Origin of the sequence: Lentzea sp. NPDC042327 (assembly GCF_040647275.1) — a bacterium.
Lineage (GTDB): Bacteria > Actinomycetota > Actinomycetes > Mycobacteriales > Pseudonocardiaceae > Lentzea.
The window spans coordinates 196,799-210,524 of record NZ_JBEZBX010000014.1 but is presented as its reverse complement, the minus strand read 5'-3'; the positions used below and the strand labels follow the sequence as shown (position 1 = coordinate 210,524).

The 13,726-nt window shown below is 70.6% G+C and carries 15 protein-coding genes; 7 read left to right on the top strand and 8 right to left on the bottom strand.

From position 1 onward, the window contains the following. Positions 1-26: 26 nt before the first annotated feature. The 6 genes from lpdA to AB0A63_RS31025 all read left to right on the top strand — a co-directional run bounded on the left by lpdA (position 27) and on the right by AB0A63_RS31025 (position 6,037). Complete coding sequence (gene lpdA / locus AB0A63_RS31050; RefSeq protein WP_360397391.1) at positions 27-1,415, top strand: dihydrolipoyl dehydrogenase; 1,389 nt, start codon at positions 27-29, stop codon at positions 1,413-1,415. Between the two features lie 50 nt (positions 1,416-1,465). Then, positions 1,466-3,238, top strand: a complete 1,773-nt coding sequence (sucB, locus tag AB0A63_RS31045; RefSeq protein WP_360397389.1) for a 2-oxoglutarate dehydrogenase, E2 component, dihydrolipoamide succinyltransferase — start codon at positions 1,466-1,468, stop codon at positions 3,236-3,238. A 109-nt stretch (positions 3,239-3,347) separates the two neighbouring features. Next, a complete protein-coding gene (locus tag AB0A63_RS31040) occupies positions 3,348-4,238 on the top strand; it encodes a TIGR01777 family oxidoreductase (protein WP_360397387.1) in 891 nt (296 codons plus the stop codon). Beyond that, entirely contained in the window at positions 4,235-4,813 is a 579-nt protein-coding gene (locus AB0A63_RS31035; RefSeq protein WP_360397385.1) for a phosphatase PAP2 family protein, read from the top strand. The genes AB0A63_RS31040 and AB0A63_RS31035 overlap by 4 nt, the downstream gene beginning before the upstream one ends. Further along, complete coding sequence (gene lipB, locus AB0A63_RS31030) at positions 4,770-5,498, top strand: lipoyl(octanoyl) transferase LipB (RefSeq protein WP_360397383.1); 729 nt, start codon at positions 4,770-4,772, stop codon at positions 5,496-5,498. The genes AB0A63_RS31035 and lipB overlap by 44 nt, the downstream gene beginning before the upstream one ends. A 38-nt stretch (positions 5,499-5,536) precedes the next feature. Further along, positions 5,537-6,037 (top strand): hypothetical protein, encoded by a 501-nt coding sequence (locus AB0A63_RS31025; RefSeq protein ID WP_360397381.1) that lies wholly within the window; start codon positions 5,537-5,539, stop codon positions 6,035-6,037. A 25-nt stretch (positions 6,038-6,062) separates the two neighbouring features. On the opposite strand, the gene AB0A63_RS31020 is transcribed toward AB0A63_RS31025, so the two are convergent. Genes AB0A63_RS31020 through AB0A63_RS31010 form a run of 3 tightly spaced genes read right to left on the bottom strand, consistent with a single transcriptional unit; the run spans position 6,063 to position 8,308 of the window. Continuing rightward, positions 6,063-6,995: an LLM class F420-dependent oxidoreductase gene (locus AB0A63_RS31020; protein ID WP_360397379.1), complete on the bottom strand. Its 933-nt coding sequence runs from the start codon at positions 6,993-6,995 to the stop codon at positions 6,063-6,065. A gap of 9 nt (positions 6,996-7,004) precedes the next feature. Then, on the bottom strand, positions 7,005-8,003 hold the full coding sequence (locus AB0A63_RS31015; RefSeq protein ID WP_360397458.1) for a CaiB/BaiF CoA-transferase family protein: 999 nt from the start codon (positions 8,001-8,003) through the stop codon (positions 7,005-7,007). Further along, positions 8,000-8,308: an antibiotic biosynthesis monooxygenase family protein gene (locus AB0A63_RS31010; protein WP_360397456.1), complete on the bottom strand. Its 309-nt coding sequence runs from the start codon at positions 8,306-8,308 to the stop codon at positions 8,000-8,002. The genes AB0A63_RS31015 and AB0A63_RS31010 overlap by 4 nt, the downstream gene beginning before the upstream one ends. Before the next feature lie 94 nt (positions 8,309-8,402). Between AB0A63_RS31010 and AB0A63_RS31005 the strand changes: the two genes are divergently transcribed. Then, positions 8,403-9,179, top strand: a complete 777-nt coding sequence (locus AB0A63_RS31005; protein ID WP_360397377.1) for a cyclase family protein — start codon at positions 8,403-8,405, stop codon at positions 9,177-9,179. 181 nt (positions 9,180-9,360) lie between these two features. Here AB0A63_RS31005 and AB0A63_RS31000 read toward each other — a convergent pair whose 3' ends face one another. The 5 genes from AB0A63_RS31000 to AB0A63_RS30980 form a co-directional block, all read right to left on the bottom strand. Then, positions 9,361-10,278 carry an acyltransferase domain-containing protein gene (locus AB0A63_RS31000; RefSeq protein ID WP_360397375.1) on the bottom strand — a complete coding sequence of 306 codons (918 nt, stop codon included), beginning with the start codon at positions 10,276-10,278 and terminating at the stop codon, positions 9,361-9,363. Positions 10,279-10,342: 64 nt separating this feature from the next. Beyond that, on the bottom strand, positions 10,343-11,557 hold the full coding sequence (locus tag AB0A63_RS30995) for a ketosynthase chain-length factor (RefSeq protein WP_360397373.1): 1,215 nt from the start codon (positions 11,555-11,557) through the stop codon (positions 10,343-10,345). After that, positions 11,554-12,822 (bottom strand): beta-ketoacyl-[acyl-carrier-protein] synthase family protein, encoded by a 1,269-nt coding sequence (locus AB0A63_RS30990; RefSeq protein ID WP_360397371.1) that lies wholly within the window; start codon positions 12,820-12,822, stop codon positions 11,554-11,556. The genes AB0A63_RS30995 and AB0A63_RS30990 overlap by 4 nt, the downstream gene beginning before the upstream one ends. After that, positions 12,819-13,532: a hypothetical protein gene (locus AB0A63_RS30985; RefSeq protein WP_360397369.1), complete on the bottom strand. Its 714-nt coding sequence runs from the start codon at positions 13,530-13,532 to the stop codon at positions 12,819-12,821. Before AB0A63_RS30985 ends, AB0A63_RS30990 begins: the two co-directional genes overlap by 4 nt. Beyond that, entirely contained in the window at positions 13,533-13,718 is a 186-nt protein-coding gene (locus tag AB0A63_RS30980) for a hypothetical protein (RefSeq protein ID WP_360397367.1), read from the bottom strand. It lies immediately after the preceding gene. Positions 13,719-13,726: the final 8 nt, after the last annotated feature.

Below are 13,726 nucleotides of genomic sequence, written 5' to 3'. Positions count from 1 at the left end.
AGTAAGTAATCCCGAGGAGATCCGAAGTGACTTCGCCGGAACTGGAGTCGGCCACCAACGCCGATCTCGTCATCCTCGGCGGTGGTTCGGGTGGCTACGCCTGCGCGTTCCGCGCGGCCGAGCTCGGCCTGTCCGTCGTCCTGGTCGAGAAGGACAAGCTGGGTGGCACGTGCCTGCACCGCGGCTGCATCCCGACCAAGGCGCTGCTGCACGCGGCCGAGGTCGCGGACAACGCCCGCGAAGGCGACCAGTTCGGTGTGAAGAGCTCGCTCGAGGGCATCGACATCGCCGGCGTGAACTCGTACAAGGACGGTGTGGTCTCGCGGCTCTACAAGGGCCTGCAGGGACTCGCGAAGGCCAACAAGGTCACCTTCGTCGAGGGCGCCGGCACGTTCGTCGGCCCGAACACCGTCGTGGTGGACGGTCAGCGCTACACCGGCAAGAACGTGGTGCTCGCGACCGGTTCGTACGCGCGCAGCCTGCCCGGTCTGGAGATCGGCGGCCGCGTGATCACCAGCGACCAGGCGCTCACCCTGGACTTCATCCCGGAGAAGGTCGTCGTCCTGGGCGGCGGCGTCATCGGCGTGGAGTTCGCGAGCGTGTGGCGGTCGTTCGGCGCCGAGGTCACCATCGTCGAGGCGCTGCCCCGGCTGGTGCCCGCCGAGGACGAGTACGCCGCCAAGCAGCTGGAGCGCGCGTTCCGCAAGCGCGGGATCAAGTTCAAGACCGGCGTGAAGTTCACCGGCGCCACCCAGTCCGACTCGGGCGTGTCCGTCACGCTGGAGAACGGCGACGTCCTCGACGCCGACCTGCTGCTCGTCGCGGTCGGCCGCGGCCCGAACAGCGCGGGTCACGGCTACGAGGAGGCCGGCATCACGATCGACCGCGGGTTCGTCGTCACCGACGAGCGGCTGCGCACGAACCTGCCGGGCGTCTACGCCGTCGGCGACATCGTGCCGGGCCTGCAGCTCGCGCACCGCGGTTTCCAGCAGGGCATCTTCGTGGCCGAGGAGATCGCAGGCCAGAACCCGAAGGTGATCGACGAGGCGGGGATCCCGCGCGTCACCTACTGCAAGCCCGAGGTCGCCTCCGTCGGTCTCACCGAGGCCGCCGCGAAGGAGAAGTACGGCTCCGCCGAGACGTTCGTGTACGACCTCGCGGGCAACGGCAAGAGCCAGATCCTCAAGACCGCCGGCGGCGTGAAGCTCGTCAAGGCGCCCGACGGCCCGGTCGTCGGCATCACCATGGTCGGCGAGCGCGTCGGCGAACTCATCGGTGAGGCCCAGCTGATCTACAGCTGGGAGGCTTACCCGGACGACGTGGCCCCGCTGGTCCACGCCCACCCGACCCAGACTGAAGCCCTCGGCGAGGCGTTCCTCGCCCTGGCCGGCAAGCCGCTGCACGTGCACGGCTGACCGCTTCCCATCCAAGTCAGCCACACGAGAGCACGAGGAGTCAGCGAACAATGGCCTTCTCCGTCCAGATGCCCGCACTCGGTGAGAGTGTCACCGAGGGCACGGTCACCCGGTGGTTGAAGCAGGAAGGCGACCGGGTGGAGGTGGACGAGCCGTTGCTCGAGGTGTCCACCGACAAGGTCGACACCGAGATCCCCTCCCCCGCGGCGGGCGTCCTGCAGAAGATCGTCGCCCAGGAGGACGACACCGTCGAGGTCGGCGGCGAGCTCGCGGTCATCGGCGACGGTGACGGCGGTTCGTCCGACTCGGCCCCGGCTCCCGAGCAGGAGTCCGCTCCCGAGCAGGAGGAGCCGCAGCAGACGCAGCCTTCCGGGCAGCAGCCCTCCGAGGAAGCCCAGGAGGCGCCCGCGGCCCCGGCGCAGTCCGGTGGTTCGGCCGAGGGCACCGACGTCACGATGCCCGCGCTCGGCGAGTCCGTGACCGAGGGCACCGTCACCCGCTGGCTGAAGCAGGTCGGCGACAGCGTCGACGTCGACGAGCCGCTGCTCGAGGTCTCGACCGACAAGGTCGACACCGAGATCCCCTCTCCGGTCGCCGGCACGCTGCTGGAGATCACCGCCGGTGAGGACGAGACCGTCGAGGTCGGCGGCAAGCTCGCCGTCATCGGCTCCGGCAGCCCGGCCCAGTCGGCGCCCGCACCGGAGTCGAAGCCGGAGCCGGAGCAGGAAGCCCCCGCGCCGAAGCAGGAGGAGGCACCCGCTCCCGCCCAGCAGCAGGAGGCGCCGAAGCAGGAAGAGGCACCGAAGCAGCAGGCACCGGCCCCGCAGGCCGCCCCGCAGCAGTCGGCTCCGGCCACCTCCGGCGACGACGCCAACGGCACGCCGTACGTCACGCCGCTGGTGCGCAAGCTCGCGTCGGAGAACGGCATCGACCTGGGCTCGCTGAAGGGCACCGGTGTCGGTGGCCGCATCCGCAAGCAGGACGTGCTGGCCGCGGTCGAGGCCAAGAAGGCCCCGGCTCCCGCGCCCGCCGCCGCTGCTCCGGCCGCCGCCGCTCCCGCCGGCCGCACCGCCACCCCGGCCGCGGCCGACGACTCGGGCAAGCGCGGCACCGTGCAGAAGCTCCCGCGCCTGCGTCAGATCGTCGCGCAGCGCACCCGCGAGTCGCTGCAGATGTCGGCCCAGCTCACCCAGGTGTTCGAGGTCGACGTCACCAAGATCGCCCGCCTGCGCAACCAGGCGAAGAAGGCGTTCGAGGCGCGGGAGGGCGCGAAGCTCACGTTCCTGCCGTTCTTCGCCAAGGCCGCCATCGAGGCGCTCAAGGCCCACCCGGTGCTCAACGCGTCGATCGACGAGGAGCGCAAGGAGGTCACCTACCACGGTGCCGAGCACCTCGGTCTGGCGATCGACACGGAGCGCGGCCTGCTCAACGCCGTGATCCACAACGCCGGTGACCTGAACCTGTCGGGCATCGCCCACAAGATCGGTGACCTGGCCGCGCGGGCGCGGTCGAACAAGCTCACGCCGGACGAGCTGACCGGTGGCACGTTCTCGCTGACCAACCTGGGCAGCAACGGCGCGCTCTTCGACACCCCGATCATCCAGCAGCCGCAGGTCGGCATCCTGGGCGTCGGCGTCGTGAAGAAGCGCCCGGTCGTCCTGACCGACGAGGACGGCAACGACACCATCGCGATCCGCTCGATGATGTACCTCGCGCTCACCTACGACCACCGCCTGGTCGACGGTGCGGACGCGGGCCGCTTCCTCACGACGGTGAAGAACCGCCTGGAGGAAGGCTCGTTCGAGGCCGACCTCGGTCTCTGACATATCGCACATCGCTCGTAGCTGAAGGCCATCCCGGTTCGTCCGGGGTGGCCTTCAGCACATTTGCCGCCACTGTGCAGCGGCTGCTCGTCTGCGGAACGATTCAGGCATGCGAGTTGTCATCGCGGGATCGTCGGGCCTGATCGGAACGAGCCTGGTGGCGTCGATGCGCGCCGCCGGTCACGAGGTGCTGCGGCTGGTGCGCCGCAGGGCCGCCGCGCCGGACGAGCGCGGCTGGGACCCGTACGCCGGCCGCGTCGACGACGGCACGTTCGACGGCGTCGACGCCGTCGTCAACCTCTGCGGCGCGGGCATCGGCGACAAGCGGTGGGACGACGCGCGCAAGCAGGTGCTGCACGACAGCCGGATCGTGCCGGCGGAGGTGCTGTCGGCGGCGGTCGTCGAGCACGGGGTGCCGGTGCTGGTGAGCTCGTCGGGTGCGCACTTCTACGGCGACACCGGGTCGCGGCTCGCCGACGAGGACGCCCCGGCCGGGCACACGTTCATGTCGCGGCTGACCCAGCAGTGGGAGGCGGCGACGGCGGTGGCGCAGGAGGCCGGCGTGCGGGTCGTGCTGATGCGCACGGCCGTCGTCATCTCCCCCACCGGTGGGGTGTTCGCGCGGTTGAAGCCGGTGTTCCAGCTCTTCCTCGGCGGCAAGCTCGGGTCGGGTGAGCAGTACTTCCCGTGGGTGTCGCTGGACGACGTCGTCTCCGCCTACCGGTTCGTGGTCGAGCACGACGACGTCCGCGGGCCGGTCAACGTGGCCGGGCCGGCGCCGGTGACGAACGCCGAGTTCACCAGGGCCGTGGCGGCGGCGCTGGGCCGGCCTGCGCCGTGGTCGGTGCCCGCGTTCGCGCTGAAGGCGCTGCTCGGTGGCGAGATGGCGGAGGAGCTGCTGCTCACCGGACCGGGGCTGACGCCGAAGGTGCTGGAGAGCCGCGGGTTCACGTTCCTGCACCCGGCGCTGCCGGCGGCGTTGAACGCGGCGGTCGCATGACGCGCGCACTGGGCGCCGTGCTGGTGATCTCCTGGGTGTTGCTCGGACTGCCCGAGGTCACCGGGCTCGACGTGTGGGTGCACGACGCCCTGCCGCGGCCGGAGTGGCTGCGGGCGGTGGCGTTCGCGGTGAGCCTGGTGCTGGGGCCGACGATCGGGTGGGCGTTCGCGGCGGTGCTCGCCGTGCTGGCGTGGCGGCGGCGCGACACCCGGCTGTGGAAGGCGCTCGCGCTGCACGCGCTCTGCTCGGCGACGGTGCTGACGCGGTGGCTGTTCGACCGCGTCCGGCCGCTGGAGTACCACCTGCCCAGCTACCCGAGCGGGCACACGGTGGCGGTGGCGTCGGTGGCGTTCACGCTGGTGGTGCTGTTCCGCCGGGGTGTGCTGTGGGCGGTGCTCGCGGTGCTGGTGGCGGGCTTCGCGCGGATCGTGCTGGAGATGCACTGGGTGACCGACGTCATCGGCGCGGTGCTGGGTGTGACGGGGGTCGGCATCCTGGTCGGCCTCGCGCTGGGGTTGGTAACGTCGGTACGTGAACTCGTGCCGCACCTCGCCAGACCCCGTCGTCGTCCGTGAGCTGGGCCTCATCGACTACATGGCGGCGTGGGACCTGCAGAAGGAGATCGCGGAGGCGCGTGCCGGCGGTACCGGCCCTGACACGCTCCTGCTGCTCGAACACCCGCCGGTCTACACGTGCGGTCGGCGCACGCTCGACGAGGAACGGCCCGTCGGCGGCGACACCCCGGTCGTCGACGTCGACCGCGGCGGCAAGATCACCTGGCACGGCCCCGGCCAGCTCGTGGGCTACCCGATCGTCCGGCTGGCCGAGCCGATGGACGTCGTCGACTACGTGCGGCGCGTCGAGCAGGGCCTGATCGAGGTGTGCGACCGGCTGGGCGTGCACACCGGCCGGGTCGAGGGCCGCAGCGGCGTGTGGCTGCCCGCCGACGACCGCGGCCCGGAGCGCAAGGTCGCCGCGATCGGCATCCGCGTGCAGCGCGGCGTGACCATGCACGGCTTCGAGATCAACTGCAACGCGAGCCTCGACGCGTTCGGCGACATCATCCCGTGCGGCATCAAGGACGCGGGGGTCGCGTCGCTGTCGCACGAGCTCGGCCGCGACGTCACCGTCGCCGAGGTCCTGCCGCTCGCCCGTGACGCTGTGCTGGCCGCGCTCGACGGCACGCTCCCCCTGACGGACCGCACTTTGGCCCGCTCTGGACCCGTCGCTCCGGGTATCACCTTCGCTAGCATTCCGTAGCCCCGCGCGGGCCGCGGGTTTGCGGAGGAGGGTGCGTCGTGAAGCTTTCCCGACGCCAGTTGTTCACGGCTGCCGGTGTCACGGCATTCGCATCATCGGGACTGTGGGCGAGCACGGGCGCGGCGGCGGTGGCCGCGCCCGTGCGGGCCTGGAGCGGCGAGGTGCGCGTCGGTGACTGGGAGCAGTACTACCTGGGCCTCGACGGCGGAGCTCATCAAAGAGCGCTCGATGTATTGGACATCGCACATCGCGACGGCGTCCGAGCTGACGAGCAGAACCTGATGGTGCCGGTCGAAGCCGTGCGCCGAGCTGCTCTGGAGCTCGGTGACCACGCGGCCGCCGACGTGCTGCGCGACCGGTTCGAGCTCGACTCGCCGTCGATGCTCGGGCGCGGGCTCACGCTCGTGCTCGGTCAGGGCGGCCTGGAGCAGCGCTACCTCGACGACCCCGGCCTGCAGCTGCGATATATCGGATACCGGTGGCGGTTCGCGAGCTACGTGCTGCCGATGCCGGCAGCAGTGCGCGCAGCTCTGAGCTGATGTCCCGTACGCGATATATGGGATATCAGGTGAGCTGTGGAGCTACGTCGGCGGCGATCTCGGTGATGTGGTCGAGGTCGGCCAGGTCCAGCACCTGCAGGTAGACGCGCTGGATCCCGGTCTGCTCGCGCCAGCGGCCGATGCGGTCGACGACCTCCGCCGGGCTGCCGGCGAGGCCGTCGGCCTTGAGCTCGTCGAGCTCGCGGTCGATGGCGGCGGCCCGGCGGGCGACGTCGGCGTCGGTGCGGCCGACGCACGCGACGAGCGCGACCGAACGGATGATCTCCGCCGGGTCGCGGTCGATCTCGGCGCAGGCGGCGTCGACGCGGGCGAACTGCTCGACCGCCTTGTCCATGCCGGTGAACGGCAGGTTGAACTCGGTGGCGTACGACGCGGCCAGCGCCGGGGTGCGGCGGGCGCCCGTGCCGCCGACCAGCACCGGGATCTGCTCCTGAGCGGGCTTGGGCAGCGCGGGCGAGTCGGTCAGCGAGTAGTGCCTGCCCTCGAACGAGAACGTGCCGCCGAGCGGTGTCTCCCAGAGGCCGGTGATGATGGCGAGCTGCTCCTCGTACCGCTCGAAGCGCTCCCCCAGCGCCGGGAACGGGATGCCGTAGGCGGTGTGCTCTGCCTCGTACCAGCCGGCGCCGATGCCGAACTCCACGCGGCCGCCGGACATCTGGTCGACCTGGGCGACGCTGATGGCGAGCGGGCCGGGGTAGCGGAACGTCGCGGCGGTCATCAGCGTGCCCAGGCGGATCGTCGACGTGTCCCTGGCCAGGCCCGCGAACGTGATCCACGGGTCCGTGGGGCCGGGCAGGCCATCGGCCGAGCCCATCTTCAGGTAGTGGTCGGAGCGGAAGAAGGCGCCGTAGCCGGCGTCCTCCGCGGTCCGCGCCACCCGGAGCAGGTCGTCGTAGCTCGCCCCCTGCTGGGGCTCGGTGAAGATGCGAAGTTCCACATCCCGAACCTAGTCGGCGGAGAAGCGCGGCGCAGGAACGGCGGCACCGTCCGGGGTGAACACCCCGCGCGCCACCAGGTGCGGGTGCGACGCCGCCTCCTCCAGCGACAGCACCGGTGTCACGCAGGCGTCGGTGCCGGCGAACACGTCGGCCCACTCGTCGCGGGTCCGGCTCAGGAACACCTCCGCGAACGCCTTGCGCAGCAACGGCCACCCGTCCCGGTCGAGCTGCGCGGGCAGGTCCTCGCCCGACAGCCCGAGCCCGGCCAGCAGCAGCGCGTAGAACTGCGGCTCCAGCGACCCCACCGCCACCGAACCGCCGTCCGCGCACTCGTAGAGCGAGTAGAACGGGCAGCCGCCGTCCAGCAGGTTCGCGTCGGGGGCGTCGGTCCACACCGACTGCGCCTTCATCGACCAGATCATCTGCGCGAGCGAGGCCACCCCGTCGACGATCGCCGCGTCGACGACCTGGCCGCGGCCGGTGCGCTGGCGTTCCCACAGCGCCGCCAGCACGCCCAGCACCAGGTACAGCGAGCCGCCGCCGAAGTCACCGACGAGGTTCAGCGGTGGTTTGCCGATGGCGTGCAGCACCCCGGTCACCGACAGGTAGTTGATGTCGTGCCCTGCGCGCTGGGCCAGCGGGCCGTCCTGGCCCCAGCCGGTCATCCGCGCGTAGACCAGCCCGGGGTTGACCGCGAGGCAGTCGGACGGGCCGAGCCCGAGCCGTTCCAGCACACCGGGCCGGAAGCCCTCGACCACCACGTCGGCCGAGGCGATCAGCGACAGCACCTCGGACCTGCCCGAGGCCGACTTCAGGTCCGCGGTCACCGAACGCCTGCCGCGCAACAGGAAGTCGCGGGAGGCGTCCGGCACCACGGACAGGCCGCCGGACGGGCGCTCGACGCGCACGACCTCCGCGCCGAGGTCCGCGAGCAGCATCGCGCCGTGCGGACCGGGCCCGATGCCGCCGAACTCGACGACCCGCAGGCCCTGCAACGGGTTCATCAGGCCGCTTCGGCGACGGGCGCGTCGAAGGACAGCCGCGGGCCGAAGATGGCGCCCTGCGACTCGGCCAGGCCGCGCATCGCCTTGGCGTGGTTGCCGAAGTCCGGGTGCGCGAGCGCCGCGCGCAGGGCGTCCGCGCTCTCCCAGAGGGCGATGTTGATGTAGGAGGTCGGCTCGTCGAGCTGGCGCGACAGCGTGTACTTGACCAGACCGGGCTGGGCGCGCAGGAACTCGGCCGTGGAGTCGAAGGCCTTCTCGAACTCCTCGGGCTCGCCGGTGAGCTTGAAGCGGTTGACGAAGGTGATCATCGCGAGGCACTCCCCAATCGGACCGGACACCTGCGAAGACCATGCACACCGCGTCTTGAGACGTGCTCAAGGAACGCCCGCCAGGCTCGTCGGCATGCGCATCATCGATCTGTCTTCCCCCATTGACGCATCCGCGTACGAAGCGGACCCGGTGACGCACGAGGTGCTCACGGCCGCCCAGGGTGCCGAACACATGGCCGAGCAGCTGAAGGCGCGGCTCGGCATCGAGTTCGACGTCTCCGTGCTGCGGGACTCGGAGTTCCTGACGCTGGACCGGATCAGCCTCACCTCCCACACCGGCACCCACGTCGACGCTCCCAGCCACTACGGCTCGAAGACCACCTACGGCACCGGCGTCCCGCGCCACATCGACGAGATGCCGCTGGAGTGGTTCCACAACCCCGGCGTGAAGCTCGACGTGCGCGGCCACGGCACCGGCGTCATCGGCCCCGAGGTGCTGGAGAAGGAGTTCGCCCGCATCGGCTACACGCCCAAGCCGATGGACGTCGTCATCCTCGACACCGGTGCTGCCGAGCACGCGGGCACCCAGACCTACTTCACCGACTACACCGGGCTCGACGGCCCTGCCACGAACCTGTTGCTGGACCTCGGGGTCAAGGTGATCGCCACCGACGCGTTCAGCCTCGACGCGCCGTTCCCCGACATCGTGAAGCGCTACCTGGCGACCGGGGACGAGGGCGTGCTGTGGCCCGCGCACTTCGCCGGCCGCGACCGCGAGTACTGCCAGATCGAACGCCTCGCGAACCTGGACGCGTTGCCGGACTTCGGTTTCACCGTCGTCGCGTTCCCGGTGAAGATCAAGGGTGCCGGCGCGGGCTGGACGAGGGCCGTCGCCCTTCTCGACGACTAGCTCTCAAGTGAGAGCTGAATCACCATACCTACCGTGAAAGGTATGGAAAACAACGAAATATGGCCACCGGAGAACGAAGACCACATCGTCCGCGGGATCGACTGAACGCCGCCAAAGGGCCGCCCTTCCCCCAGGAGTCACTCCGGGAGAGGGCGGCCCTTTTACGTCTTGGGAACCGTTGTCACGCGAGGCGGGCGCGGGCGGTCTCGACGGAGTCCGCGGCGTCCAGCAGCGGCAGCACGGCCGAGGCGCCCGACCGGACGGCCTTCGTGCGCCGCGCGAACGACGTCAGCGTCTGCCCGGGACCGGCCTCCACCAGCAGCACGTCGTGCATCGCCACGAGCTCGTTCAGCGCCGGCCCGAAGTACACGGCGTCGGTCAGCTGCCGCGTCCAGAACCGCGCGGACGACGCGTCGGCCTCGGTCATCAGCTTGCCCGTGTACCCGGAGTAGAGCGGCAGCCGCGGCGCGCGCGGGGACACGGTCCACGCGGCCAGCGCCTCGTCGACGGCGGGCTGCATCGCCGGGCTGTGGAACGGGGTCGTGGCCGGCACGGTGACGACGACGTACTCATCGGCCTCCAGCCTCGCCCGCACCCGCGCGAGCGGTTCGTCGGGCCCGGCCAGCATCGTCTGCCGCGCCGAGTTCACCGCGGCGATGGCGACGTCGCCCTCCAGGTACGGCAGCAGGTCGGCCTCGGAGGCGGCGACGGCGAGCATCCCGCCGGACGGGATCGACACCGCCGACACGACCCGGTCGCGCACCAGCGACACGGCCTCGGGCAGCGTGAACACCCCGGCCAGGGTCGCCGCGACGACCTCGCCGGCGGAGTGCCCGATCAGCGCGACCGGCCGCACGCCCCACGACAGGACCAGGCGCCCCAGCGCGTAGTCGACCGCGTACAGCAGCGGCTGCGCGCGGGACACGTGGTCGATGTCGTCGCCGGCGAGCCAGTCCGCGCAGGCCACCGACCCGACCTCGCCGAACAGCTCGACCACCTCGTCGACGGCCGCGGTGAACACCGGTTCGGTGCCGTACAGCGACGCCGCCATCCGCGGGTACTGCGACCCCTGCCCGGGAAACATCAGTGCTACGTCCACAGAAAGCCTCCAGAAAAGCGACAGGGGCCGCGAGGAAGACCTCACGACCCCTGTGCGGGTGACATCACCTGTACTCGCGGACCACCATGGCGGAGTTGAAGCCGCCCTTGCCGCGCCCGAGCACCAGAGCGGCCTTCACCTTGCCGTGCCGCGCCTCGTTCATCACGAGGTCGATCTCGTACTCCGGCACCGGGTTCTCGACGTTGACGGTCGGCGGGATCGCGCTCCAGTAGATGGAGAGGATCGCCGAGGCCACGTCCAGGGACCCGCCACCGGCGAAGAGGCGGCCGGTCATGGTCTTCGGCGCCGTCACCGGCACGCCGTACGGCCCGAAGATGGCCTTGATCGCGTCGGCCTCCGCCTTGTCGAGCTCCGGGATGCCCGCCGCGTCGGCGAACACCACGTCGATCTCCGAGGCGTCCATGCCGGCGTCACGCAGCGCCAGCTCGGCGGCGCGCTTCAGCCCCGGCTCCCGCGACGGCATCTTCGAGTCGAACGTCGAGGCGTACCCGACGATCTCGCCGTAGATGCGCGTCCCCGGCCGTCCCGCCGCCGACTCCGGCGTCTCGACGACCATGATCGCACCGCCCTCACCGGCGACGTACCCGGAGGCGTCGCGGTCGAACGGCAGGTAGGCGCGCTTCGGGTTGTTGTTGCGCGACAGGCAACCCGACGCCTGGTGGGCGACCCACGCCCACGGGCACAGCGAGGAGTCCATGCCGCCGGTCAGCGCGAGCTGCACGCCCTTGCGCAGCTGCCGGCGGGCGTGACCGATGGAGTCGATGCCACCGGCCTGCTCGGACACCACGACCGCGCCGGGACCGCGCGTGCCGTGCCGGATGGAGATCTGCCCCGTGTTGACCGCGTAGAACCACGCGAACGACTGGTACGCCGAGACGTACTCCGGGCCCTGGTGCCACAGCTTCTGCAGTTCGCGCTGCCCGAACTCGTACCCGCCCGCCGTCGCCGCGGTGATCACCGCGATGTCGGTGTCGGGGATGTCGTTCGGCTGCACACCCGCACCACGCAACGCCCAGTCCGTGCCGACCAGTGTCAGCCGCGTCATGTGGTCCGTCTGCGGCAGCAGGCGACCCTGCAGGTGCCGCCCTGCCTCGAAGCCTGGCACCTCGCCGGCGATCTTCGCCCAGTAGTTCGCGCTGTCGAACCGGGTGATCGGCTTGATCGCCGCCTCACCGTGCAGGGTCGCCCGCCAGTACGCGGTCGGCCCCAATCCGTTCGGCGACGCGATGCCGATTCCCGTCACCACCGCCCGAGTCACCGGCCTGCCCCTTCCACCTTCTTGAGCACCATGGCGCTCTGGAACCCACCGAAACCACTGCCCACGGTCAGGAGCGTGTCGACCTTCTTCTCGCGCGCCACCAGTGGCGTGTAGTCGAGGTCGCACTCCGGGTCCTGCTCGTGGAGGTTCGCCGTCGGCGGGATGAGGTCCTGCTCGAACGCCAGCAGCGAGCCGACGATCTCCAGGGACCCGATCGCACCCAGCGAGTGCCCGATCATCGACTTGAAGCCGGAGACCGGGGTCTTGTAGGCGTGCGCACCGAGAGAGCGCTTGAACGCCGCTGTCTCGTGCAGGTCGTTCTGCTTGGTGCCCGACCCGTGCGCGTTGATGTAGCCGACGTCCGTGGCGTCCGACCGCGCCTGCTTCAGCGCGATGTTGATGGCGTCGGACATCTCGATGCCCTCGGGGTGCAGGCCCGTCATGTGGTAGGCGTTGCACCGCGAGGCGAAGCCGGCGACCTCACCGTAGATGTGGGCGCCGCGGGCACGGGCGTGCTCCAGCTCCTCCAGCACGATGATCGCGCAACCCTCGCCCAGCACCAGGCCGTCGCGGGTCTTGTCGAACGGCCGGCACGCCGTTGTCGGGTCGTCGTTGCGGGTGCTGGACGCGCGGATCACGTCGAAGCACACCACGGTGATCGGGGAGAGCGGGGCCTCGGTGCCGCCGGTGACGACGACGTCCGCGGAGCCCTCCATGATCAGCTCGGCCGCGTAGCCCACCGAGTCGAGACCGGAGGTGCAGCCCGTGGAGACCACGGACACCGGCCCCTCGGCACCGACCGTCCACGCCAGCTCCGTCGCCATCGAGGACGGCGTGAAGTAGTCGTAGAGGTGCGGGACCGCGTAGGACTGGTCGACCTCCCAGTACTTGCCCCGGTCGGAGCCGACGATGAACTCGCGCTCCAGCGAGGTCGTGCAGCCGACTGCGGTACCGAGCGAGACACCGATGCGGCCGGGGTCGAGCTGGTCGAACTCGATGCCGGAGTCGGACATCGCCTCACGACCCGCGACGACCGCGAACTGCGCGGCCCGGTCGAGCCGGCGGATCTCCTGCGGCGTCAAGCCTTCGCGCACTGGGTCGAAATCTGCTTCCCCCGCCATGCGGGAGCGGTACGGAGACGCGTCGAAGTGCGTGATGTTGCGAGTCGCCGTACGCCCTTCGGACAGCAGTTTCCAATACGCCTTCGTTCCGATGCCACCAGGTGCGACCACGCCCACCCCGGTGATGACGGCGCGACGACTCATCGGACACCTCCAATCGCCTTCTGTGCGGACACGGTCTGCTCCAATCTCGGACAGGGCACGGGAGCGACACCTGTTTCTGCCGAATGAACCGATGGTGAAACGGCCCGATCGAGGCCACCTCGAACGACGGCGTAGGACCCCTGTACGAGGCCGGCCCCCGCATCGGCCGCGAACAGCTGCTTCGCGGCCGCCGCGCCGTCGTCGTGACAACCAAATCCAAGGGGCACACCGGTTTCCGCGACCGAGGAGATGATCTCGCCGATCTGGTCCGGCCACAGCTTGCCCGCTGTGTCGTGCAGCAACACGGTTTCCGCCCCAGCCTCCGCGGCCGACAGCACGACCTCCAACGCGTGTTCGGGGTCGGTCAGCCAGCCGTCGAAGAAGTCCCGCGCCTCCACGACCACTCGTCGTTCGGCGCGCACGAGCTGACGCACGGCGTCTCGGACCACCGAAATGCCGTGCCCTTGGACAACCACCGCCACCGCGGGTGTTTCCGCGGCCAGCAGTGCGTCGAGGTCCTCCGCACCGCCCGACGCGATGAGGGTGGCGATCCGCAACCGGAGCTCGACGGCCGCCCGGCGGTAGAACGACCGGGTGGGTCTTCCTCCGTCGACGAACGCGACGCCGAGCGCGTCGAGGCGCCGCACCGCGACCAGCCCGTCCGAGGTGGACCGGCCGGCGCGGCGCAGCGAGATGTCGTAGAGCTCCATCTAGAACCCCGACAACAGCACTCGGGAGGCCTCGATCTCGTACGCGCAGTGCCCCACGTCGGAAGGGCAACCCCTGCGCTGGTGCTCGACCGCGGCCTTCTCCAGGTACGTGGAGACCACGTAGAGCCCGTTGCGGCTCGCAGCGCGTGCAGCGGCGGTGAGCAAGTCCGCGCCAGCCAACCTCATCACGTCAC

Coding starts and splice junctions, on each gene's coding strand:
- AB0A63_RS31005 (WP_360397377.1), top strand. CDS start 8,403: ATGCGCATCATCGATCTGTCTTCCCCCATTGACGCATCCGCGTACGAA.
- AB0A63_RS30985 (WP_360397369.1), bottom strand. CDS start 13,532: ATGGAGCTCTACGACATCTCGCTGCGCCGCGCCGGCCGGTCCACCTCG.
- AB0A63_RS30990 (WP_360397371.1), bottom strand. CDS start 12,822: ATGAGTCGTCGCGCCGTCATCACCGGGGTGGGCGTGGTCGCACCTGGT.
- AB0A63_RS30980 (WP_360397367.1), bottom strand. CDS start 13,718: ATGAGGTTGGCTGGCGCGGACTTGCTCACCGCCGCTGCACGCGCTGCG.
- sucB (WP_360397389.1), top strand. CDS start 1,466: ATGGCCTTCTCCGTCCAGATGCCCGCACTCGGTGAGAGTGTCACCGAG.
- AB0A63_RS31035 (WP_360397385.1), top strand. CDS start 4,235: ATGACGCGCGCACTGGGCGCCGTGCTGGTGATCTCCTGGGTGTTGCTC.
- AB0A63_RS31040 (WP_360397387.1), top strand. CDS start 3,348: ATGCGAGTTGTCATCGCGGGATCGTCGGGCCTGATCGGAACGAGCCTG.
- AB0A63_RS31010 (WP_360397456.1), bottom strand. CDS start 8,308: ATGATCACCTTCGTCAACCGCTTCAAGCTCACCGGCGAGCCCGAGGAG.